Origin of the sequence: Xanthomonas hortorum, from assembly GCF_040279205.1 — a bacterium.
Taxonomy (GTDB): domain Bacteria; phylum Pseudomonadota; class Gammaproteobacteria; order Xanthomonadales; family Xanthomonadaceae; genus Xanthomonas; species Xanthomonas hortorum_F.
In genome coordinates this window covers 1-21506 of record NZ_JBEOLS010000009.1, presented here as the reverse complement: position 1 = coordinate 21506, position 21506 = coordinate 1, and the positions used below count along the sequence as shown (strand labels likewise).

The following is a 21506-nucleotide window of genomic DNA, read 5'->3' as shown; positions in this document are numbered from 1 at the left end:
CCGGAACCTACAGACGGCCCAGCCGCCGACAACACCGAGCGCTACTGTAAGGCCAGGGAGCGGATACACCCTATAGAGAAGGTGGCACGTCAGCAGAAACGCGCGTGCGCTCGATGATCACCCCCACCGCCTGCGCCCCGCGCACCGCACCCGGCTTGCTCAGCTTCAGCCGCAGCCAGTGCACCCCAAACTCGTCCAGCACGATCGCCGCGCAGCGCTCGGCCAGCGTTTCCACCAGCCCGAAGTCGGAGGCCTGCACGAACTCGATCAGCCGCTTGCTCACCGCCTTGTAGTTCAGCGTGTCGGCAATGTCGTCGCTGGTGGCCGGAATGCGGTTGTCGAACCCCATCTCCAGATCGAACCGCAGCGTCTGGCGGATGCGCCGCTCCCAGTCGTAGATGCCGATCAGCGCATCGATTTCCAGGCCTTCGATAAAAACTTTGTCCATGGGGAGCCGTGATTGGGGATTGGGGATTGGGGATTGGGGATTGGGGATTGGCAAGAGCGGAGCACATGAAGCGAAGGAAAGGGCTTTTACGAATCCCCAATCCCAACTCCCGAATCCCGCGCCGCCACGAGTGGCGGCAGCGCAGCCATATCCCAGCGCGGCGTCACATGCACCGCCGCATCGGCGCGCTCGCCGGCCTCCAGCCGCAGCGCGCCGGCGAAGGCGATCATCGCGCCGTTGTCGGTGCACAAGGCCGGGCGTGGGAAGCACACCCGGCCGCCGCGCCGCTGCGCCGCCTCCTGCAGCCGCGCGCGCAGGCGCTTGTTGGCACCCACGCCACCGGCCACCACCAGCGTGTTGCAGTCGGCCGCATCCAGCGCGCGCAGGCACTTGATCGCCAGTGTCTCCACCACCGCATCCTCGAACCCGCGCGCGATGTCCGCGCGCGTGGTGTCGAACTGGTCGCTGGCGCGCCAGGCCAGCAGCACCTGGGTCTTGAGCCCGCTGAAACTGAAATCCAGGCCGGGCCGGTCGGTCATCGGTCGCGAGAATTTATAGCGTCCCGGTGTGCCGGTTTCGGCCAGGGCAGCGAGCTGCGGGCCGCCCGGATACGGCAGACCCATCATCTTGGCGGTCTTGTCGAAGGCCTCGCCGGCTGCATCGTCCAGCGTTTCTCCGAGCACTTCATAACACCCCAGCGCCTTGACCGACACCAGTTGGGTGTGGCCGCCAGAGACCAGCAGCGCCACGAATGGCGGCTGCGGCGGGTCGTCTTCCATCAACGGCGCCAGCAGATGACCTTCCATGTGATGCACACCGATCGCCGGCACATCCAGCGCCCAGGCCAGCGAGCGCGCCACACCGGCACCTACAAGGAGTGCGCCCACCAGGCCCGGGCCTGCGGTATAGGCCACGCCATCGAGTTCGTCGATGCGCAAGCCGGCCTCGTCCAGGGTCTGGCGGATCAGCGGCAGCAACTTGCGCACGTGGTCGCGGCTGGCCAGCTCCGGTACCACCCCGCCGTATTCGGCATGCAGCGCAATCTGGCTGTAGACCGCATGCGCGCGTAACGCCGGCACGCCGGACAGCGCGGTGTCGTAGACCGCCACACCGGTCTCATCACACGATGATTCGATCCCAAGAACTTTCACGGCAACTCGGCAGACAGGCACATGCGGCCTATTTTCGCAGCTTTTGCGCTGCGCAGATTGGCCAGAGGAGATATGCTACGCCGCCGTGCGATCGCTGCCGGATCAGGCCAAAACGCACGCTCTTATTGGCCTGCAGAAGCAAATCTTGCAGGGGGCTTGCAGGTCGTTGGCAAGTCGTTATAATGCGCGGCTCGCCGGGGCAACCCGGAAATTCCGTCACGCGAGTCCGCTCGCACCCGCCCGGGGCTCCCGGACGGAAATCCCATTATCTGGAGAACCCATGCCCAGCGTTAAAGTCCGCGAGAACGAGCCCTTCGAATTTGCGCTCCGCCGTTTCAAGCGCACCTGCGAAAAGGCCGGCGTGCTGGCCGAAACCCGCAAGCGCGAGTTCTATGAAAAGCCGACCCAGGAGCGTAAGCGCAAGGCTGCCGCTGCTGTGAAGCGTCAGTTGCGTCGTTCCTCGCGCGACGTCACCAAGCGTCAGCGCTTGTACTGATCGAACGCGGTTCCCTGCCGGTGGGCATGCGCTGTAGGCGCGGCTCATCGGGATCGAACCCAAGAGCCGGCACGCGCAAGCGTCGCCGGCTTTTTGTATTGGTTTTTTTCAACACGCAACCTCAGGAGTCACCGCATGCCCCTCAAGCAGCAGCTCACCGATGACATGAAAGCCGCCATGAAGTCCGGCGACAAGCACAGCCTGGGCGTGATCCGGCTGATCAATGCCGCGATCAAGCAGAAGGAAGTGGACGAGCGCATCGAGATGGACGATGCGGCCGTGATCGCCGTGCTCGACAAGATGGTCAAGCAGCGCAAGGACTCGGTCACCCAGTTCGAAGCCGCCGCGCGCGAAGACCTGGCGCAGATCGAGCGCGAGGAGATCGTGGTGATCGAGCGCTATTTGCCGGCCAAGATGGGCGAAGCCGAGATCGTCGCCGCCATCCAGGCTGCGATTGCAGAAACCGGCGCCAGCAGCCCCGCCGACATCGGCAAGCTGATGGGCGCGCTCAAGCCAAAGCTGGCCGGTCAGGCCGACATGGGCCTGGTCTCGACCCTGGTCAAGAAGAGTCTGGCAGGCTGAAATCTGCCTCCGCATTGCCCTGTGCTTGATTGCCAGGGCAATACAGATCTCCGCGCAAGCAGGGATCTCGGTGCCGCATCGTGCGCACCACATCGCGCGACATCCAGCGCCCGCTTTCACCAGACCTTCGATTCGGCCCTGTTAGAACAGGTCCGCCAATGCAGGCACGGGCGAAGCATTCCGCATACCGGTTTCGTCCTCTCACCCCTGCACGCATCACGGTATGCCCAAGGATTTCCCCCGCCGGTGACGAAGCTCTCAACCGAACACCTGCAGAAGCATCTGGGCCGCCTGCAACGCAGCCTGCCGATGGCACTGCTCAATCGCTTTCTTGAGATCGACGTGATGACGCAGGCCGCGTCGCTGTCGTTCTACGCCTTGCTGTCGCTGGCACCGCTGCTGGTGTTGCTGCTGTGGCTGACTGCATCGCTGTATCCGCCTGCGCAGGAAGCCTTGGTGCAGCAGATTGCGCAGCTGGCCGGCGGTAGCGCAGCGGAAGTCGCCGACACGGTGATCCGCAATGCCACCGATCAACCCGGCGTGGGCTCGCTGGCCGGCCTGTGGAGCACGCTGTTGCTGTTCATCGGCGCCACCGCGGTGTTTGCGCAGTTACAGAACGCATTGAACCTGATCTTCCGCACTGACAAGGAGCGCCTGGAAGGCGTCGTGGCGTGGCTGAAGAAGCGCGTGTTCTCGTTCGGCGTGATCCTGGCGCTGGGCTTCTTGTTGATCGTGTCGATGATTGCCACCACCGCGCTGCAAGTGGTGTTCGCACGCCTGCCCTCGGTACTGCCGGCGATCGGGTATGTCACCACCCTGGCGCTGTATTCGCTCGCCTTCGCGTTTCTGTATCGCTATCTGCCCGATCGCACCGTGAACTGGCGGCAGGCCTTTGTCGGCGGCGTCATCACCGCGTTGTTGTTTGCATTGGGGCGCTACGGCATCGGCCTGTACATCGCCAAGGCGGCACCCGGCAGCGCGTATGGCTCGATGGGCACCTTGGTGATCCTGCTGGTGTGGATGTACTACGCCTCAGTGGTGTTCTTCGTCGGCGCCTTGCTGACCGCCGTGATCGACGAGCGCGTGCGCTCGCACCGCAAGCTGCGCGAGGCCGGGGTGGATACGGACAACCTGCCGCCGGCGGACGACGAACCGAGCGTCACGCCGCAGCCGGAAACGCCGGCACGCAGTTGATTGCGCCCGGCGCGGCCTGTGCCATGTGTGGCAAGGCTGCACGTAGTGACGCACTGAGGGCCTTCGCTCTCTAAGAGCCTTCGTTCGCTGAAGCCGGCGAGCGCCAGCGGCTGGGATATCCTAGCGGGATGGCCCGCATCCCCGACGCATTCATCGACGAACTGCTCGCACGCACCGACATCGTCGAGGTGGTGGGCGGTCGCGTGCCGCTCAAGCGTCAGGGCAAGGAATACTCGGCGCGCTGCCCGTTCCATGACGAGCGCTCGGCCTCGTTCACGGTCTCGCCGACCAAGCAGTTCTATCACTGCTTCGGCTGCGGCGCGCACGGCACCGCAATTAGTTTTCTGATGAATTACGACCGCCTCGAATTTCTCGATGCGGTCGACGAGCTGGCCAAGCGCGCCGGCATGGAGATCCCGCGCGAGACCCAGCAGCGCACGCCGCAGCAGCAGGACGACAGCCGCGAACTGTATTCGGCACTGGAAGCGGCAACGCAGTTCTTCCAGCGCCAGCTAGAAGGCAGCGAGCGCGCCCGCGACTATCTGGACGGGCGCGGCGTGGATGCCGACAACCGCGCACGCTTCCAGATCGGCTACGCACCCGATGGCTACAGCGCGTTGAAGGACACCCTGGGCACCGATGCGCGCCGCATGAGCGTGCTCGAACGCGCCGGCCTGTTTTCCAAGAACGATCGCGGCCACGTCTACGACAAGTTCCGCGACCGGGTGATGTTCCCGATCTTCGACCGCCGCGGCCGCGTGATCGCCTTCGGCGGGCGCATCATGGGCGCGCCGGCCGATGGCCGCGACCCCGGCCCGAAGTACCTCAATTCGCCGGAAACCGCGCTGTTCCATAAGGGCCGCGAGCTGTACGGCCTGTGGCAGGTGCGCCAGGCCAATCAGAAGATCGAGCGGCTGATCGTGGTGGAGGGCTACATGGACGTGGTCTCGCTGTTCCAGTTCGGCGTCACCCAGGCGGTGGCCACGCTTGGCACGGCAACCACACCCGAACATGCCGAACTGCTGTTTCGCAACGCACCGGATGTGTATTTCTGTTTCGACGGCGATAACGCCGGCCGCAAAGCCGGTTGGCGCGCGCTGGAATCGGTGCTACCGCGCATGAAGGACGGCCGCCAGGCGTTCTTTCTGTTTCTGCCCGATGGCGAAGACCCGGACACCATCGTGCGCAAGGAAGGCGCGCAGGCCTTCGATCAACGCCTGAAACAGGCCACACCGCTGTCGCAGTTCTTCTTCGACGAGATGTCGCGCGAGATCAACCTGCACACGCTCGATGGCAAGGCGCGGCTGGCCGAACGCGCCAAGCCGATGCTGGCGCAGATTCCCGAAGGTGCGTTCGGCGATCTGATGAGGCAGGAACTGTCGCGCCTGACCGGTGTGGGCGCCAGCACCTCCACGCAAGCGTCCACGCCACAAGGGCGGCCGCCCGCGCGCATGGGCGCACCCACGCAAAAACGCAGCCTGGTGCGCGCGTCCATCGCCATCCTGCTGCAACAGCCGTCGCTGGCAATGAGCCTGGAAGGCGACCACGATTTTTCCGGCCTGCGCCTGCCTGGCATCGACCTGTTGATGGAGCTGCTGGCGCTGGTGCGGCAACGCCCGGAAATCAGCACCGGCGCGCTGCTGGAACACTTCGCCGAACGCGAAGAACAGGCCGCGCTGCAGAAACTGGCCGCACAGGTCCTGCCCGGCGACGAGCATAGTTGGGCGATGGAGTTGCATGACGTCGTCGCGCAACTGGACAAGCAATTGCTGCGTCAACGCCTGGACGAACTGCAGGACAAGCAGCGCGCGCAAGGACTGGACGACACCGACAAATACGAGCTGCGCGAGCTGTTCAAGGCGCTCGCTGCGTTGTAGGGCGGGTTGCCGCTATCAAGGAAGGCCAGGTTGTTGTGCGCGCTGCCCAGGCCACCGTGCATCGTAGAATGACGCGCACCACGCGCCTGAGCGCGCACTCTCCGGGACCTCGATGAAGAAGCTGCTGGCGCGGTTGCGCATTGATCCATTCACCCTCGCGCTGCTGTGCACGGTCACGCTCGCCTCGTTTCTGCCGGTCTACGGCACGGCTGCCGCGATCATGGACGATGTCACCGATGTGGCGATCGCCGCGTTGTTCTTCCTGCACGGCGCGCGGTTGTCGCGTGAGGCAGTCAAGGCCGGCGCGCTGCATTGGCGCCTGCATCTGGTGATCCTGACCTACACCTTCGTGCTGTTTCCACTGCTCGGAGTGTTGTCCAAACCGCTCGCGCATCTGGCGCTGACACCGGAGCTGTATGTCGGCCTGTTGTTTTTGTGCGCGCTGCCATCCACGGTGCAATCCTCGATCGCCTTCACCTCGATGGCGCGCGGCAACGTGCCGGCCGCCGTCTGTGCAGCCTCGCTTTCCAGCCTGTTGGGCGTGTTTCTGACGCCATTGTTGATGGGTCTGTTGGTCGGCAGCCAAGGCGCGATGGCGCACCCGGCCGAGGCGATCGGCAAGATCATGCTGCAGTTGCTGGTGCCGTTCCTGGCCGGGCATTTCCTGCGTCCGTGGATCGGCGGCTGGGTCGAACGGCATCGCGCCGTGCTGCGTTACACCGACCAGGGCACCATCCTGCTGGTGGTCTATACCGCCTTCAGCGCGTCGGTGAACGAAGGGCTGTGGCAGAAGACGCCGTTGCCGGCCCTGCTCGCCGTACTCGGTGCGGCCGCGCTGTTGCTGGCCGTTGCGATGCTCTCGATCACCTTCATCGCGCGCCGCCTGCGCTTCAACCGCGCCGACGAGATCGCAATTGTCTTTTGCGGCTCGAAGAAGAGCCTGGCCACCGGCGTGCCGATGGCCAAGGTGATGTTCGCCGGCGGCGGCCTCGGTGCGATCGTGTTGCCGATCATGCTGTACCACCAGCTGCAGCTGATCGTCTGCGCGTTCGTGGCCGCACGTTATGCACGTAGCGCACCGAGCGAGCCGCAAGCCGGTGCCGGTGGTCACTGAGCGCGACGATCACTGCACTGCGGTGGTCTGATCGCTTACACGCAGGCGCGGCCCGCGCTGCGTGGCCTTAAAGATGCCTGCTTGCTGCCGGCGGGTTGCATCTGCCGCAAACGCCAAGCCACGACGCTCCACGTGATGGCACTTCGCATTGCAGCTCGGAGCGGGTTCTAAGCAGATGGACAAGCGTCATGAGCTGTCGCATGGTTGGCAAGGCACAGCTCGCTAGAGTGCTTGATCGTCCCCCTGCCGCCCCCATCGGTGATTGCCATGACGCTGTCGTTCCGACGCCCTTCCCCGTCCTTGATCGTGCTGCTGGCGGTACTCGCCACCCTGACTGCCTGCGACAAGCCCGCGACGCCATCGGCACCCGCGCAGACCAAGACAACGGCCACGCCTGCCCCAGCGTCCAGCATCGCCTGGCGCGAGGGCGATGTGGAAGACGCGTTTGTCGAGGCCAAGGAAAGCGGCAAACCGATCCTGCTGTACTGGGGCGCGGCCTGGTGCCCGCCGTGCAATCGTCTGAAGGCCACCTTGTTCAAGGACCCGGCCTTCATTGACCGTACCCAGCAATTCGTGGCAGTGCACCTGGATGGCGATTCCGAAGGCGCGCAGGCCTGGGGCGAGCGCTTCGGCATCAAGGGCTACCCGACCATCATCGTGCTGCGCCCGGATCGCAGCGAGATCACCCGCCTGGCCGGCGACGCCGACAACGCGCGTCTGGCCGATGTGCTGCGCGTGGCGGCCAAGAGCACCAGCACCGCCAAGCAAATGCTCGACACCGCATTGCAGACCCCGCAGCAACTCAGCGCGGACGACTGGGCCGTGCTCGGCAATTACGCCTGGGGCACCGACGATCGGCTCGTCAAACCCGATGAGGCGGTCGATGTGCTCACGCGCCTGTCCAAATCGGCCCCGCAGCCGGCCCTGCAACGCAGCTTCGCGCTGGCAGCGATTGCGGCGGCCAAGGAGCCTCCCGCCCCGACTCCGGCTGCTCGCACCCTGCTGGAATCGGTGCTGGCCGATCCGGCAGAAGTACGCGCCAATCTCGGCACGCTGACCTACGTCCCCGCGCGTCTGGTCGCCGCTGCCAGCAGCGATGCCGGCGAGCGCGCCACCTTGTCCAACGCGCTGAATCTGGCATTGGACAAGGTCTACGCCGACACCGCGCTGCCGATCGCCGACCGGCTGGGCACTGCCTACGCACAGATCCAGCTGGCACGCCTGGCGCAGGGCCAGCCCACCGAAACCGAAGCGAAAGGCCCGCAACCACCACTCCCCAAAACCGTTGTCGACACCGTGCAGCAACGCGTGCAATGGGCCACCGACACCGCCAAGACCGACGAAGAGCGCCAATCCACCATCAGCACCGCCGCGGCGCTACTGAGCGAAGTGGGCGACAGCAGCGGCGCCGAGCAGCTGCTGCTGGCCGAATTGGCACGCAGCAAGACACCGTACTACTACATGCCCGAACTGGCCGATCTGGCCGAACAACGCGGCGATAAAAAGACCGCGCTGTCCTGGCTCAAGAAAGCCTACGAGGGTGCGCAAGGTCCTGCCACCCGGGTGCAGTGGGGCGTGATGTATGTGGATGGCCTGATCCGGCTCAGCCCCGACGACACCGCCGGCATCGAGGCGGCCGCCACGCAGGTGATCGGCGAGCTGGCCGGGCAACCCGACGGTTACCGTCAACGCACCCGGCAGCGCTTCGCCACGCTGGGCGCTGCACTCAAGACCTGGGGCAAGCAGCATCACCAGCAAGGCAATGCGGTGCTGACACGACTTCAGCAAAAGATGCAGACCAGCTGCGGCAGCAAGAACACCAGCGAGTGCGCCAACTGGCTGAGCTGAGCCTGCGCAACCGTGCAGGCAGTTGCGCGGCGACTTGGCGCGGCTGACAGAGCACGGTTGGCGGTTGGCCAATCAATGTTGAACGTGCTCGGGACCGGCGTGTATGGCTGGTACACGCCGCGTCCGAGCACTGGCCGCACCCATCGGCGGCCGCACAGCAGCTTTGTCAGCCGCTCCTGGCGTCAGCTGCCTGTCGCCGCCGCTAGCGGACCCATGGCAGCACCAAGTGATCCACCATCAGGAACGCGAACAGCGCCATCAGATACACGATGGAATACCCGAACATCTTCATCGAGAACAGTTCGTCCGGCGGGTCGAGCATGCGCCACGCATACCAGAGAAACACCACGTTGAGCACCAGCGCGCCGCCGAGATAGAACACCCCGCTCATGCCCACCGCCACCGGCAGCAGGGTCACGATCGCCAGCAGCACCGTGTACACCAGGATCTGCCTGCGCGTATGCGGCACGCCGTGGGTCACCGGCAACATCGGGATCGCGGCCTTGGCGTAATCGGCGCGACGGAAGATCGCCAGCGCCCAGAAATGCGGCGGCGTCCAGATGAAGATGATCAGCACCAGCAGCGAGGCATTGATCCAGTCGGCGCTGGTAGGCAAGCCCGTCACTGCCGCCCAGCCCAGCATCGGCGGCGTGGCACCGGCCAGGCCGCCGATCACGATGTTCTGCGAGGTCGCACGCTTCAAGTAAACGGTGTAAATCACCGCATAACCGATCAGCGAAGCAAACGTCAGCACCGCCGTAATGACATTCACCCAGACCACCAGAATGGTCATGGAAATCACGATCAGCACGCTGGCGAACAGCAGCACCTGCCACGGCCGCACCTTGCCCACTACCAGCGGGCGCCAAGAGGTGCGCGCCATCTGCGCGTCGATCTTGGCATCGAGCAATTGATTGATGGCTGCCGCCGCCGACGCCGCCAGCCAGATGCCCAGAAAGCCCAACGCACCGGTGCGCACCTGCAGCCACGTCGGCACGTCGGGGATGGCCAGGAACATGCCCACCAATGCGGTGAACACGATCAGTGCCACCACCTTGGGTTTGGTCAGATCCCAGTAATCGCGTGCGCTGACAGCCATGTTCACTCCGGCGCGCGCAGCCGCGCCAGCAGCGAGACCAGCACGAACAACAATGCCACCGCCCCGCCGTTGTGCAGTACCGACACTTCCAGCGGCAACGCCAGCTTGACGTTGAGCATGCCCAGCGTCACTTGCACCGCCACCAGCACCGCCAGCGCGCCGGCCCACACGCGCATGCCCGGCGAGCGCGACAGGCGCCAGGCCAGCCACCACAGATACAGCGCGGTCGCAATCGCCCACAACCGGTGCGCCATCTGGATCGCGATACGCGCCGCGCCATCGAGCACACCGCCTTCGTAATCCACCCCGATCCCGCGCCAGAGTGTGAAGCCTTCGCGGAAGTCGTGTGGCGGCCACCATTGGCTCACACAACGCGGGAAATTGTCGGCCGACCAGCTACCGCCGCCGCAGGCCAGCGCCGCGTAGTTGGCACTGACCCAACCGCCCAGCGCGATCTGCAGGCCCAGCACCGCCACGCCCAGGCGCAGCAGCCACTTCAGCCGCGAGGCGTCGGCCAGCGTGATCGGCAGATGCGTCGCGCGCCAGGCCATCCACACCAGCAGCGAGAACATCAGCATGCCGCCCAGCAGGTGACCCATCACCACAATCGGCTTGAGCAGCAGCGTCACCGTCCACATGCCCAGCAGCGCCTGGAAGATCACCACCGCCAGCGTCAGCACCGCCGCGCGCGCCAGATCGATATTGCTCCAGCGCAATGCCGCCAGCAGCAGGATGGCTTCGCCCGCGATCGCCCCCCCGGACGCCAACGTGTGCCAGCCGGACATGTACAGCGGGATCGACAACGCCACCAGCACCGCCGCAGTGACAACCTGGGCAATGCCCATGCGTCTGCGGCGCACCGCCAGCAACGACAGCACCAGCACTTCCACCCCGAGCGCGCCGGCCAGGAAACGGTGCACCTGCTCGCGCCAGGCCTTGTGCGACTCCAGCGGGCGGATCTTGCTGGCCACATGCGTATTGGCCTCGTCGCTGGTCTGCGGCCAGGTGACGCGGCCATAGCAGGTCGGCCAGTCCGGGCAGCTCATGCCGGCGTCGGACAAGCGCACGAACGACCCGAACAGGATCGTGCTCGCAGTGAACAACGCCGCCAGCCAGGCCATGCGATGGAAGTGGCGGAACAATGCCGGTGGCGCAAACAGATTCATCGAAACGGGCTCACATCAGTTTCAGCAGCTTGACCAGATCGGCGCGCAGGCCGGCCGGGTCGAACCCTGGGGCATACCGCAGGATCACGAAGCCGTTAGGGTCGATCACATAGACCGGCACGCCGGCCGCATCGGTAGCGCGTGGTAACGCCTGCCGCAGCCGCGCGTCGTCGCGCAGCACACGCAGCGCCGGCATTGGCGGCAAACCGGCCGGCGGGGTGCCGATCCACAGCACCTCCACCTTGTCGGCGCGATGCCCGAGCAGTTGCCACACCTTGTCCAGCTCTGCAGCCAGCGCTACGCACTGCTGCGTGCAACTGGCGGGCGGTGCCAGCGCGATGCGCCACACGCGTTCGGCTGGCATCCATGCATACGGCTGCCCGTCCGCGCGCAGCGGCACCAACGCGCGCAGGTCGGCGGGCGGCTTCAGCAGTTCGCCGTGATTGCGCATCGATGCCGGCTGCCATCCGGAGAAGCGCAGCACGCCGGCCAGCAACATCGAGCCGAAGAACAGCACCGCCAGGGCAATCAGCATCCTGCGGCCGCGTTTGACCGAATGCGGCGTGGCCGATGTGGATGAGGTCATGCCGGCGATTTTCTCATGCCGCAGGCGTCAGTGCCCGCGTCGACGGCGGCGACGCGCACGCCATGTCAGCAACGTCGCGGTGACCAATACCGCTGCGGCCAGACCGAACCATTGCACCGCATAACCCAAGTGCCGCGCGGGTGGCAGCGTGTTTGGCAGCATCTCCAGATCGCGCACATAACCGACCGATAGGGCCGGATCCAGCCGCAAGACCTGCGACGAAATGTCGCGCCTGCCAAAGGCACTGCGCAGGGCGGGCGCATCCAGGCGTGTGGCCAGCCAGGTCTGCGGCGTACCGGCGGCGGCCAATGCCGGCCCCAAGGCAAGTCCGGCCGATGGCGGCGCACTCAACAACCCCTGCACTGCCTGGGTCCCGTGCAGTGGCGTGATCGTCGGTAACTGCCGATTGGCCGGCAACGGCAGCCAGCCCAGATCGATCAGTAGTGTGCCTGCGCTGCCTTGTGCCGCGGCAAGTTGATAAACGCGCACACCGGCGCGCCCTGCATGCAGTTGGTTGTCCAGCAACACCTGCTGCGGCAGAAAACGCACGTCTCCGCTCACCCAGGCCAGCGCATGCGGCATGGCTAACGCTTGCACCAGCGTCAACGGCATCTCGCGCACATGCGCAGCGCGTTCCAGCAACGCTTGCTTGCTGTGCATGCGTTGCAGCTGCCAGTACCCAAGTGCCGCAAAACCCGCGCTGACCAGCAACGCCAGACACCAGCCCAACACCGCCGTGTGCTTGCGCATCATGACAAGCGACGCAAAAAGGCGTGCAATGCCGTTACCACGCCGACGACCACCGGGGCTGTTGTGAACGATTCGCTCAAGACGCTGCTGATTGTCGCCTTCCTGATCGTGATCCTATGGAACCTGGGCGCAGGTCTCTATTACCTGCTCACCGATCGCGGCGAGACCAAGCGCACCGTCAACGCACTCACCTGGCGCATCGGTCTGTCGGTCGCGCTGATCACGGTGGTGATCCTCGGCATCTATACCGGCTGGATCAAGCCGCATGGGCTCGGCCGCTGACGCGGCCGATGGGATTGGGGATTGGGGATTCGTAATAGCAAAAGCGGATCGCTCTTGCGAATCCCCAATCCCGACTCCCCAATCCCCACCCTCAAAGGACATACACGAACAGGAACAGCGCCAGCCACACCACGTCGACGAAGTGCCAATACCACGCGGCCGCTTCAAAGGCGAAATGGTTGTCGCGGGTGAAGTGCCCGCGCGCCACGCGCAGCCACATCACCGCCAACATGATGGTGCCCAGCAACACATGCATGCCGTGGAAGCCGGTGAGCATGAAGAACGTGGAGCCGTAGATGCCGGAGCCAAGCGTCAGATTGAGCTCGGTGTAGGCGTGGATGTATTCCTCGGCCTGCAGGAACAGGAACACGCAACCCAGCAGCACGGTCAACCCGAGCCACAACAGCAGCGCACCGCGCCGGCCACCTTTCAGCGCGTGATGGGCAATGGTCAGCGTCACACCGGAGCTGAGCAGGATCAGCGTATTGATCAGCGGCAAGCCCCACGCCGGGATGGTCTGGAACTGCCCGCCGATCGTACCCGGGCCATTGGTCGGCCACGCGGCGGAATACCCATTCCACAGCAGCTCGTTGGTCATCACACCATCGCCTTCGCCGCCCAGCCAGGGCAGCGTCAGCACACGCGTATAGAACAACGCACCGAAGAAGGCGCAGAAGAACATCACCTCGGAAAAGATGAACCACACCATCCCCATGCGGAACGAGCCGTCCACCTGGCGGTTGTAGTGCCCGGCATTGGATTCGCGGATGACATCGCCAAACCACATGAACAAGGTCGCCAGCAACATCGCAACGCCAGCGAAGAACGTCCAACGCCCCCAGGCCGCATCGTTGAGCCAGCTGGCCACGCCGATCATCATCACGAACATCGCAATCGACCCGACAAACGGCCACTTGCTATGGCTCGGGACGAAATACGCATCGGCGTTGGGACTATGGTCGGCCATGGCGTTGCTTCCGTGTCGGTGCTGCGTGTGGATGAAGGATCAAGGCGCCGCGCGCGGCGCGCTGGATGCGCCACCGCCCTGCAACTCCGAGGTCAGGGTGTCGTTGCGATAGAACGTGTAGGACAGGGTGATCGTGGTGACTTCCGGCGGCAACGCAGGGTCGACGATGAAACGCAGCGGCATATTGCGCGTTTCGCCGGCCTGCAAGGTCTGCGCGGTAAAACAGAAACACTCGGTCTTGTTGAAGTATCCGGACGCACGCGCCGGTGCGACCGATGGCACCGCACTGCCGACCACCGCACGCACGCTGTCGTTGCGCGCGAAATACAGCGCCTCGTTGAGTTCGCCCGGCACCACATCCATCGTCATCTGCTCGGGATGGAAGGTCCACGGCAGTTTGGAATTTACTCCTGCATCGAACTCCACACGCACCGTGCGCTTGCCTGCCGCTGCAGCCCCGACAGCACTTGCACGCGTGCTGCCAGGCGCGCGCTCCATGCGAATTCCGAACACTTTCTCGCACGCGATGCGATACAGCGGCACCAACGAAAACGTCAGTACGAACACGCCCAACACCACGCCCAGCAGCTTGAACAGGCCGGCAGTCGGTGCAGGCGCGGGCGCGTGGGTACTCACCGCCCGACGACTCCCGAGGCGATGAAACCCGCGTAGATCAGCAACGCGATGATGCCGACCGTGATCGCGGTGCGGCGCACGGCGCGGCGCTGTTGCGCCTGCCGTTCGGCAGCGGAGAGCAAACGTGCCACGGCCGGAACCGGCGCGGACTCAGTGACCGATGTCTTCATGCGCAAGATCTCCAGGCTTGATCACCGGCGGCACGGTGAAAGTATGCGCCGGTGCGGGCGATGGCACCGTCCACTCCAGCCCCTTTGCACCTTCCCAGGCGCGCGCCTCGGCCTTTGCGCCATTGCGCAGCGAAGCAAACAGAATGCCGGCCATCAGGAACGGGGTGGCAAACATGCCGAAGGCGCCGATCGAGCTGATCAGGTTCCAGTCTGCGAACACCACGTTGTAATCGGGAATCCGCCGCGGCATGCCGGCCAGGCCGAGAAAGTGCTGCGGAAAGAACAACAGATTGACGAAGACCATCGTCCACCAGAAGTGGAACTTGGCCCAGGTCTCGTTGTACATGCGCCCGGTCCACTTCGGCCACCAGTAATACACCGCCGCAATCAACGCGAATACCGCGCCGGTGACCAACACATAGTGGAAATGCGCGACCACAAAATAGGTGTCGTGATACTGGAAATCCGCCGGCACGATTGCCAGCATCAGGCCCGAAAATCCACCGATGCTGAAGAGAATCACGAACGCCACCGCCCACAGCATCGGCGATTCGAACGTCAGCGAGCCCTTCCACATCGTACTGACCCAGTTGAACACCTTCACCCCGGTCGGGATGGAGATCAGCATCGTGGCGAACATGAAGTAGATTTCGCCACCGAGCGGCATGCCCACGGTGAACATGTGGTGCGCCCACACGATAAAGCTCAGGAACGCGATCGCCGCGATCGCATAGACCATCGCCTGATAGCCGAACAGCGGCTTGCGGCTGAAGGTCGGGATGATCTCGCTGACCACGCCGAACGCCGGCAGGATCATGATGTAGACCTCCGGGTGCCCGAAGAACCAGAAGATGTGCTGGTACATCACCGGGTCGCCGCCGCCGGCCGCATTGAAGAAGCTGGTACCGAAGAACTTGTCGGTCAGCAGCATGGTCACCGCGCCGGCCAGCACCGGCATCACCGCGATCAGCAGGAAGGCGGTGATCAGCCAGGCCCAGCAGAAGATCGGCATCTTCAACAGATCGATACCGGGTGCACGCATGTTGAGCACGGTGGCGATGATGTTGATCGCGCCCATGATCGAACTGACGCCGGCGACATGGATCGCAAATACGCTGAAGGCCACGTTGTAGCCACCCTGCAGCGACAGCGGCGGGTACAGCGTCCAGCCACCGGCCGGTGCGCCACCGGGCAGGAACAGTGTCAGCAACAACAGGGTAAATGCCACCGGCAGCAACCAGAACGACCAGTTGTTCATGCGCGGCAACGCCATGTCCGGTGCGCCGATCTGCAGCGGAATCATCCAGTTGGCCAGGCCGACGAAGGCCGGCATCACCCCGCCAAAGATCATCACCAGGGCATGCACGGTTGTCATCTGGTTGAAGAATTCCGGCTTGACGAACTGCAGCCCGGGCTGCATCAATTCAGCGCGGATCACCACGCTCATCGCCGCGCCGATGATGAACATCACGAAGGAAAACAGCAGGTACAGCGTGCCGATGTCCTTGTGATTTGTGGAGAAAAACCAGCGTTCGACGAAACCGGGCTGGTGGTGTCCGTGGTGATCGACTGCGGTATGCGCCATGACGGAACGACCTCTATCAAGCGGTGCGGTTGCGAGCGATTAAAGAGCGGCGGTCGGTGCGGCGGCTGGAACAGGCGCGGCGGCGGGAGCGGCCTCACCGGCAGGGACTGCTGCAGGTGCGGAGATCGGTGCAGGTGCGCCTGCCGGTGCAGCAGCAGGTGTTGCGCTTGCACTGCGACGCGCCGCCAGCCAGCGCTGGAATTCGGCCTTGGGCAACGCCTCCACCACGATCGGCATGAAGCCATGATCCTTGCCGCACAACTCGGCGCACTGCCCGCGATACACGCCCGGCTGCTCGATGTTGGTCCATGCCTCGTTGACGATGCCGGGGATGGCGTCCTGCTTCCAGCCAAGGGCCGGCACCCACCACGCATGAATCACGTCGTCGGCAGTGATCACGAAACGGATCTTGGTGCCGACCGGCAGTACCAGGCGGTTGTCCACGTCCAACAGATAATGCGGTTGCGATGCAGCGGTCGGGCGCTCGCCACTCTGGCGGATGCGGTCGGATTCGCGGGCCAGCCGGCTGGTGAACTCCACGCCCTGGCCCAGATACTCGTATTTCCACATCCACTGGTAGCCGGTCACCTTGACGGTCATTTCCGACTCACGGGTGTCGTACATCGCAATCAGCTTGGCCGTTGCCGGCCAGGCCATCGCAATCAGCACCAGCACTGGAATCACCGTCCACAGCACTTCTGCCGTGGTGTTATGGCTGAATTGCGCCGCCACCGCGCCCTTGGACTTGCGGAACTTGAAGATCGCATAGCCCATCGCACCGAACACCAACGCGCCGATCACCACGCAGACCCACAGCGCCACCATGTGCGCCTCGTAGGCCATGCGCGCGGTCTGCGTGACCCCGCGGCCCATGTTGAGCTGCCATTCCTTCGGGTCGGCCGATTGCGCCCAGGCAGCTTGTGCGCTCAGCAGCGCCGTCATTGCCAGGCTCACTTTCGTATATATCGCCTTCCAGCTGCTGCGTTGCGTCATTGCCTAGACCCTTACGTCATCGGTGACGGCCATTGGCGGCCGCGAGCAAGCGTTTCAGCGTAGTTGCCAGTTCCACACGTTCGGCCGGCCCGAGAAAACTTCCGATCTCGATCTGCCTGCCGCTGCTTATCAGCAACACCCTGTCGTCGCGTTCCATGCATAACCGCACCCAGTGCGGATGTGCCTGAAACGCTGGTGGCGCATGCCCGGACGGAAACACCTCGACAACGGCCTCCCCCACCCGGATCGCTTCTTCGCGCTCGCCACTTCGCCACAACTGCCGTAGCGCCAGCGCCACCACACCACTGTGCAACAGGGCGAACACCGGCGCGAACGCATTGCCGGTCCACCACCCCAGGCCTGCAAATAACCACATCGTTCCCGCCAACACTGCGAACAACTGCACGAATTGCCTGGCAGACAGTGCCCGCGGAGGCCGCAACCGCACCTGCGTCCCAACCCCTTCGGACATCAAGGGCAGCACTTCGATCATTGGCAACACGCAGCGCACTGCGGGAATAGCCCGATGGTAGACCCGCGCGAACGCATGCGGCAAGCGTTTCCGGCAATCATTCAATTGCTGCAGTGCAGCTAAAAACACGCGTAAATCAAACACTTCCCCGATGCAGGTGGCTGCAGCCAGCAACGATCGAGTCCGCTTGAGCGTGCGATGGCGACATGCACAAAACGGCGGAAAAGTTGCCGCTTCCACACAAGTGCGCAGGTACTTCCGCTCTCTAGAATGAGCACGGATCCACAGGCATCTTTCGCATGAACGCTCAGCTCGACCCGCTTGCCTCAACCTCAGTTGCGCGCCCGCTGTTGGCGCCCGAGCTGCCTGCCGCACCCGGTGCATTGCGCGCCGCCATCACCGCCGCCTGGCTCAAGGACGAAGCCGAGCACATGCGCGAACTGCTCGACCAGGCCCGCCTGCCCGCCGCCGAACAGGTCAAGGTGCAGGCGGTCGCCGCCGACCTGGTCACCCGCGTCCGCGCACGTGCGCAGGACCAGGGCGCGATCGAAGCCTTCATGCGCCAATACGACCTGGGCAGCGAGGAAGGTGTGCTGCTGATGTGCGTGGCCGAAGCGCTGTTGCGCATTCCAGACCAGGACACCGCAGACAAGCTGATCCGCGACAAGCTCGGCGATGCGGACTGGAAAAAACACGTCGGCGGCAGCGACTCGGTCCTGGTCAATGCATCGACCTGGGGCCTGATGCTCACCGGCAAGCTGGTGCAACTCAACGACCTCACCCGCGCCGACGTACCGGGGGCGTTCAAGCGGCTGATCGGCCGCATTGGCGAACCTGTGATCCGTCTGGCCGTGCGCCAGGCGATGAAGATCATGGGCCACCAGTTCGTCATGGGACGCACCATTGGTGAAGCACTTGCGCGCTCACGCAAGGGCGACAACGCCAACTACCGCTATTCGTTCGACATGCTCGGCGAAGGCGCATTGACCATGAAAGATGCGCAGCGCTATCTGCAGGCGTATCGCGATGCCATCCACGCGATCGGCCGCAGCGGCAAGTTTGTCGGCACCGACGTATTTGCAGCGCCCAGTATCTCGATCAAATTGTCTGCGCTGTATCCGCGCTACGAGCACGCCAAACGCGCGCGCGTCATGGCCGAGCTCGTACCGGGCGTGCTGGAGCTGGCGCAGCTGGCCAAGTCCTACGGTATCGGCTACACCGTCGATGCCGAAGAAGCCGATCGTCTGGAACTGTCGCTGGACATCATCGAGGCCACGTTCTCCGACCCATCGCTGGATGGCTGGGAAGGCTATGGTTTGGCGGTGCAGGCGTATCAAAAGCGCACGCCGTACACGATCGATTTTCTGGCCGATCTTGCGCGTCGTGTCGGTCGCCGGATTCCCGTGCGTCTGGTCAAGGGCGCGTACTGGGATGCGGAGATCAAGCGCGCACAGATCGAAGGCCACCCTGGCTATCCGGTCTTTACGCGCAAGCAGAACACCGACGTGTCGTATCTGGCCTGCGCACGCCGCATGTTCGCGCACAGCGATGCGCTGTATCCAATGTTTGCCACGCACAACGCGCAGACCATCGCCGCCGTGCGCGCGATCGCCACGAGCAAGCACTACGAACACCAGAAACTGCACGGCATGGGCGATGACCTGTATGCCGAGGTGATTCCAGCCGATCGCTTGGGCTTGCCGTGTCGCGTCTACGCGCCGGTCGGCTCGCACGAGGACCTGCTGCCGTACCTGGTGCGTCGCTTGCTCGAAAACGGCGCCAATTCCAGCTTCGTCAATCGCATCACCGACGAGGATGTCGCCATCGAAGACCTGATCCGCGATCCGGTCGAAGCGGTGTCGTCGTTTAGCTCCATCCCGCACCCCAAGATTGCGCTGCCAACCGATCTGTTGCGCAGCCAGAACCAACACAGGAAAAACTCCATGGGCGCCAATCTCGCCAACGACAACGATCTGCGGCAGCTGGCCGAGCAACTCAATGCCGCAATCAAACCGTGGAAGGCCGCCCCACTGGTGCCCGGCGCAGTGCTCAGCACGCCCAGCGAAGCGGTACTCAACCCGGCAGACCGACGCGAGACCGTCGGCCATTGGCAGCCGGCCGATCCAGCAACCGTGCAGAAGGCGCTGGCGTCCGCTGCCGCCGCGCAGCCCGCCTGGAACCGCACGCCCGCCGCCAGCCGCGCCACCATCCTGGAACACGCAGCCGACCTGCTCGAAGCGCGCATGCCAGAGTTCATGGCGATCTGCGTCAAGGAAGCCGGCAAGACTCTGCCCGACGCAGTGGCCGAGGTCCGCGAAGCAGTCGACTTCCTGCGCTACTACGCCGCCCAGGCACGCGCCCAGTTCGGCGCACCCGAGCGCCTGCCCGGGCCGACCGGTGAATCCAACGAACTGCAGCTGCATGGCCGCGGTGTGTTCGTTTGCATCAGCCCCTGGAATTTCCCGCTCGCCATTTTCCTGGGTCAGGTCGCCGCCGCCCTGGCCGCCGGCAACAGCGTTATCGCCAAGCCGGCAGAGCAAACCAACCTGATCGGCTACGCGGCAGTGAAGCTGCTGCAAGAAGCCGGCATCCCCGCGGCTGTCGTGCAGTTCCTGCCAGGCGATGGCGCGACCGTTGGCGCCGCGCTGACCAACGACTCGCGCGTGGCCGGCGTCGCTTTCACCGGCTCCACGGAGACCGCACGGGTCATCAACCGCACCCTGGCCGCACGCGACGCCGCGATCGGTGTGCTGCTTGCCGAAACCGGTGGCCAGAACGCCTTCATCGCCGACTCGTCGTCGTTGCCGGAAGCCGTCGTCAAGGATGCGATCTCCAGCGCCTTCATGTCCGCCGGCCAACGCTGCTCGGCGGCCCGCGTCTTGTTCGTGCAGGACGACATCGCCGACAAGGTCATGACCATGCTGGCCGGCGCGATGGGAGAGCTGAAGATCGGCGACCCTGCGCTACTGTCCACCGACGTTGGCCCGGTAATCGACGCAGATGCACTCAAGATCCTCGACGATCATGCAGCACGCATGGATCGCGAGGCGCGCCTGATCGGCAGCACGACACTGGATCCAGCAACCGCGCATGGCAGCTTCTTCGCCCCGCGCGCCTATGAGCTGACCTCGCTGACGCAGCTGCAACGTGAGATCTTCGGACCAGTGCTGCATGTAATCCGCTGGAAAGCAGACCAGCTCGATATCGTTATCGACCAGATCAACGCCACCGGTTATGGACTGACGCTAGGTGTGCACTCGCGTATCGACGAGACCATCGACCGCATCACCACACGCGTTGCGGTTGGCAATGTCTACGTCAACCGCAATCAAATCGGCGCCGTCGTCGGCGTACAACCCTTCGGCGGCCAAGGCCTCTCGGGCACTGGCCCAAAAGCCGGCGGCCCGCATTACCTGCTGCGCTTCGCGACCGAGAAGGTCGTCACCGTCAACACAACCGCTGCAGGCGGTAACGCCTCGTTGCTGACATTGGGCGACTGAGAGCTCGCTCAGCACGCGTAGTTCTCTCACTCAGAAAACAAAAACCCCGCGATAGCGGGGTTTTTGTTGCATCCAGATTTGCCAATGAGCCGCTACAACTAAATTAGCTCCGCATTCAAGCGGAGCACGAAAGTAATCGTATGCCGGATCAATATTCCTATCGGCACCTTGAGCGCGTTGCGTCATCTCATCCTCAAGCCATGCCTTGCCAGAAACGGCAAAACGTAACTCGACACTTTGACTTGCCATGCTGGATTACGTCAGCGATGGATTCGCCGTGATCTAAGACATCAAGGCAGCAGATGGATCGCAAGAAGCCGATCAGTGCAATGAAACAGTATCGCCGGCACTGAGGTCTCCAAGACTACTGGCATCTCTCCAACTGGCCAATCCGTCGGTGCAGCGGAATTGATCAGTATGGTGGGCGAACAGCAATGACTCCACCTTGGCGCACACCCACAGTGGCCTTGGCCTCGGCTTATCGCGCCGAATTCCACGCAAAAAGAAACCCCCAATCCTTTCGGACTGAGGGTTTCGGGTAAAGCCCCTGGCGATGACCTACTCTCGCATGGCTTGAGCCACACTACCAT

General features: G+C 64.0%; 21 protein-coding genes. 8 read left to right on the top strand and 13 right to left on the bottom strand.

Annotated features, from left to right (window positions below; all coding sequences use genetic code 11):
- Positions 1 to 70: 70 nt before the first annotated feature.
- Both folB and tsaD read right to left on the bottom strand, forming a co-directional pair.
- On the bottom strand, positions 71 to 448 hold the full coding sequence (gene folB / locus ABS769_RS05865) for a dihydroneopterin aldolase (RefSeq protein ID WP_317062437.1): 378 nt from the start codon (positions 446 to 448) through the stop codon (positions 71 to 73).
- An 86-nt stretch (positions 449 to 534) separates the two neighbouring features.
- A complete protein-coding gene (tsaD, locus tag ABS769_RS05860; protein ID WP_317062438.1) occupies positions 535 to 1599 on the bottom strand; it encodes a tRNA (adenosine(37)-N6)-threonylcarbamoyltransferase complex transferase subunit TsaD in 1065 nt (354 codons plus the stop codon).
- 280 nt (positions 1600 to 1879) lie between these two features.
- Here tsaD and rpsU point away from each other — a divergent pair, with 280 nt between their 5' ends.
- The 6 genes from rpsU (at position 1880) to ABS769_RS05830 (ending at position 8710) form a co-directional block, all read left to right on the top strand.
- Positions 1880 to 2095, top strand: coding sequence for a 30S ribosomal protein S21 (gene rpsU / locus ABS769_RS05855; RefSeq protein ID WP_002808376.1), 216 nt, complete (start codon positions 1880 to 1882; stop codon positions 2093 to 2095).
- Positions 2096 to 2230: 135 nt separating this feature from the next.
- A complete protein-coding gene (locus ABS769_RS05850) occupies positions 2231 to 2677 on the top strand; it encodes a GatB/YqeY domain-containing protein (RefSeq protein WP_317062439.1) in 447 nt (148 codons plus the stop codon).
- A 246-nt stretch (positions 2678 to 2923) separates the two neighbouring features.
- Positions 2924 to 3871 carry a YihY/virulence factor BrkB family protein gene (locus tag ABS769_RS05845; RefSeq protein ID WP_317062440.1) on the top strand — a complete coding sequence of 316 codons (948 nt, stop codon included), beginning with the start codon at positions 2924 to 2926 and terminating at the stop codon, positions 3869 to 3871.
- 128 nt (positions 3872 to 3999) lie between these two features.
- Positions 4000 to 5748, top strand: coding sequence for a DNA primase (gene dnaG, locus ABS769_RS05840; RefSeq protein ID WP_115039529.1), 1749 nt, complete (start codon positions 4000 to 4002; stop codon positions 5746 to 5748).
- Between the two features lie 112 nt (positions 5749 to 5860).
- Positions 5861 to 6862, top strand: coding sequence for a bile acid:sodium symporter family protein (locus ABS769_RS05835; protein WP_317062441.1), 1002 nt, complete (start codon positions 5861 to 5863; stop codon positions 6860 to 6862).
- A gap of 267 nt (positions 6863 to 7129) precedes the next feature.
- Positions 7130 to 8710, top strand: coding sequence for a thioredoxin family protein (locus tag ABS769_RS05830; protein WP_317062442.1), 1581 nt, complete (start codon positions 7130 to 7132; stop codon positions 8708 to 8710).
- 202 nt (positions 8711 to 8912) lie between these two features.
- Here ABS769_RS05830 and cyoE read toward each other — a convergent pair whose 3' ends face one another.
- Genes cyoE through ABS769_RS05810 form a run of 4 tightly spaced genes read right to left on the bottom strand, consistent with a single transcriptional unit; the run spans position 8913 to position 12314 of the window.
- Positions 8913 to 9809 (bottom strand): heme o synthase, encoded by an 897-nt coding sequence (gene cyoE / locus ABS769_RS05825; RefSeq protein WP_168960026.1) that lies wholly within the window; start codon positions 9807 to 9809, stop codon positions 8913 to 8915.
- 2 nt (positions 9810 to 9811) lie between these two features.
- Entirely contained in the window at positions 9812 to 10975 is a 1164-nt protein-coding gene (locus ABS769_RS05820; protein ID WP_317062444.1) for a COX15/CtaA family protein, read from the bottom strand.
- A 10-nt stretch (positions 10976 to 10985) separates the two neighbouring features.
- Positions 10986 to 11561, bottom strand: a complete 576-nt coding sequence (locus ABS769_RS05815; RefSeq protein WP_317062445.1) for a hypothetical protein — start codon at positions 11559 to 11561, stop codon at positions 10986 to 10988.
- A 27-nt stretch (positions 11562 to 11588) separates the two neighbouring features.
- Positions 11589 to 12314 (bottom strand): SURF1 family protein, encoded by a 726-nt coding sequence (locus ABS769_RS05810; RefSeq protein WP_317062446.1) that lies wholly within the window; start codon positions 12312 to 12314, stop codon positions 11589 to 11591.
- 60 nt (positions 12315 to 12374) lie between these two features.
- Between ABS769_RS05810 and ABS769_RS05805 the strand changes: the two genes are divergently transcribed.
- Positions 12375 to 12593, top strand: coding sequence for a twin transmembrane helix small protein (locus ABS769_RS05805; protein ID WP_104555101.1), 219 nt, complete (start codon positions 12375 to 12377; stop codon positions 12591 to 12593).
- A gap of 91 nt (positions 12594 to 12684) precedes the next feature.
- Here the strand turns inward: ABS769_RS05805 and ABS769_RS05800 are convergent, their stop codons facing one another.
- Genes ABS769_RS05800 through ABS769_RS05775 form a run of 6 tightly spaced genes read right to left on the bottom strand, consistent with a single transcriptional unit; the run spans position 12685 to position 17437 of the window.
- Positions 12685 to 13560, bottom strand: a complete 876-nt coding sequence (locus ABS769_RS05800) for a cytochrome c oxidase subunit 3 (RefSeq protein WP_006449737.1) — start codon at positions 13558 to 13560, stop codon at positions 12685 to 12687.
- Positions 13561 to 13599: 39 nt separating this feature from the next.
- Positions 13600 to 14196 (bottom strand): cytochrome c oxidase assembly protein, encoded by a 597-nt coding sequence (locus ABS769_RS05795; RefSeq protein ID WP_317062448.1) that lies wholly within the window; start codon positions 14194 to 14196, stop codon positions 13600 to 13602.
- Positions 14193 to 14366, bottom strand: coding sequence for a hypothetical protein (locus tag ABS769_RS05790; protein ID WP_317062449.1), 174 nt, complete (start codon positions 14364 to 14366; stop codon positions 14193 to 14195). The genes ABS769_RS05795 and ABS769_RS05790 overlap by 4 nt, the downstream gene beginning before the upstream one ends.
- Entirely contained in the window at positions 14347 to 15951 is a 1605-nt protein-coding gene (gene ctaD / locus ABS769_RS05785; RefSeq protein WP_316697906.1) for a cytochrome c oxidase subunit I, read from the bottom strand. Before ctaD ends, ABS769_RS05790 begins: the two co-directional genes overlap by 20 nt.
- A gap of 39 nt (positions 15952 to 15990) precedes the next feature.
- Positions 15991 to 16944, bottom strand: a complete 954-nt coding sequence (gene coxB, locus ABS769_RS05780) for a cytochrome c oxidase subunit II (RefSeq protein WP_317062450.1) — start codon at positions 16942 to 16944, stop codon at positions 15991 to 15993.
- A gap of 16 nt (positions 16945 to 16960) precedes the next feature.
- Entirely contained in the window at positions 16961 to 17437 is a 477-nt protein-coding gene (locus ABS769_RS05775; RefSeq protein ID WP_317062458.1) for a DUF2244 domain-containing protein, read from the bottom strand.
- 278 nt (positions 17438 to 17715) lie between these two features.
- On the opposite strand from ABS769_RS05775, the gene putA reads away from it, so the two are divergent.
- A complete protein-coding gene (gene putA, locus ABS769_RS05770; RefSeq protein ID WP_317062451.1) occupies positions 17716 to 20916 on the top strand; it encodes a bifunctional proline dehydrogenase/L-glutamate gamma-semialdehyde dehydrogenase PutA in 3201 nt (1066 codons plus the stop codon).
- Between the two features lie 30 nt (positions 20917 to 20946).
- Here putA and ABS769_RS05765 read toward each other — a convergent pair whose 3' ends face one another.
- Positions 20947 to 21165: a hypothetical protein gene (locus ABS769_RS05765; protein ID WP_317062452.1), complete on the bottom strand. Its 219-nt coding sequence runs from the start codon at positions 21163 to 21165 to the stop codon at positions 20947 to 20949.
- Positions 21166 to 21506: the final 341 nt, after the last annotated feature.

Coding starts and splice junctions, on each gene's coding strand:
- folB (WP_317062437.1), bottom strand. CDS start 448: ATGGACAAAGTTTTTATCGAAGGCCTGGAAATCGATGCGCTGATCGGC.
- rpsU (WP_002808376.1), top strand. CDS start 1,880: ATGCCCAGCGTTAAAGTCCGCGAGAACGAGCCCTTCGAATTTGCGCTC.
- ABS769_RS05850 (WP_317062439.1), top strand. CDS start 2,231: ATGCCCCTCAAGCAGCAGCTCACCGATGACATGAAAGCCGCCATGAAG.
- dnaG (WP_115039529.1), top strand. CDS start 4,000: ATGGCCCGCATCCCCGACGCATTCATCGACGAACTGCTCGCACGCACC.
- ABS769_RS05835 (WP_317062441.1), top strand. CDS start 5,861: ATGAAGAAGCTGCTGGCGCGGTTGCGCATTGATCCATTCACCCTCGCG.
- ABS769_RS05830 (WP_317062442.1), top strand. CDS start 7,130: ATGACGCTGTCGTTCCGACGCCCTTCCCCGTCCTTGATCGTGCTGCTG.
- cyoE (WP_168960026.1), bottom strand. CDS start 9,809: ATGGCTGTCAGCGCACGCGATTACTGGGATCTGACCAAACCCAAGGTG.
- ABS769_RS05820 (WP_317062444.1), bottom strand. CDS start 10,975: ATGAATCTGTTTGCGCCACCGGCATTGTTCCGCCACTTCCATCGCATG.
- ABS769_RS05815 (WP_317062445.1), bottom strand. CDS start 11,561: ATGACCTCATCCACATCGGCCACGCCGCATTCGGTCAAACGCGGCCGC.
- ABS769_RS05810 (WP_317062446.1), bottom strand. CDS start 12,314: ATGATGCGCAAGCACACGGCGGTGTTGGGCTGGTGTCTGGCGTTGCTG.
- ABS769_RS05800 (WP_006449737.1), bottom strand. CDS start 13,560: ATGGCCGACCATAGTCCCAACGCCGATGCGTATTTCGTCCCGAGCCAT.
- ABS769_RS05790 (WP_317062449.1), bottom strand. CDS start 14,366: ATGAAGACATCGGTCACTGAGTCCGCGCCGGTTCCGGCCGTGGCACGT.
- ctaD (WP_316697906.1), bottom strand. CDS start 15,951: ATGGCGCATACCGCAGTCGATCACCACGGACACCACCAGCCCGGTTTC.
- coxB (WP_317062450.1), bottom strand. CDS start 16,944: ATGACGCAACGCAGCAGCTGGAAGGCGATATATACGAAAGTGAGCCTG.
- ABS769_RS05775 (WP_317062458.1), bottom strand. CDS start 17,437: ATGATCGAAGTGCTGCCCTTGATGTCCGAAGGGGTTGGGACGCAGGTG.
- putA (WP_317062451.1), top strand. CDS start 17,716: ATGAACGCTCAGCTCGACCCGCTTGCCTCAACCTCAGTTGCGCGCCCG.
- ABS769_RS05765 (WP_317062452.1), bottom strand. CDS start 21,165: ATGGCAAGTCAAAGTGTCGAGTTACGTTTTGCCGTTTCTGGCAAGGCA.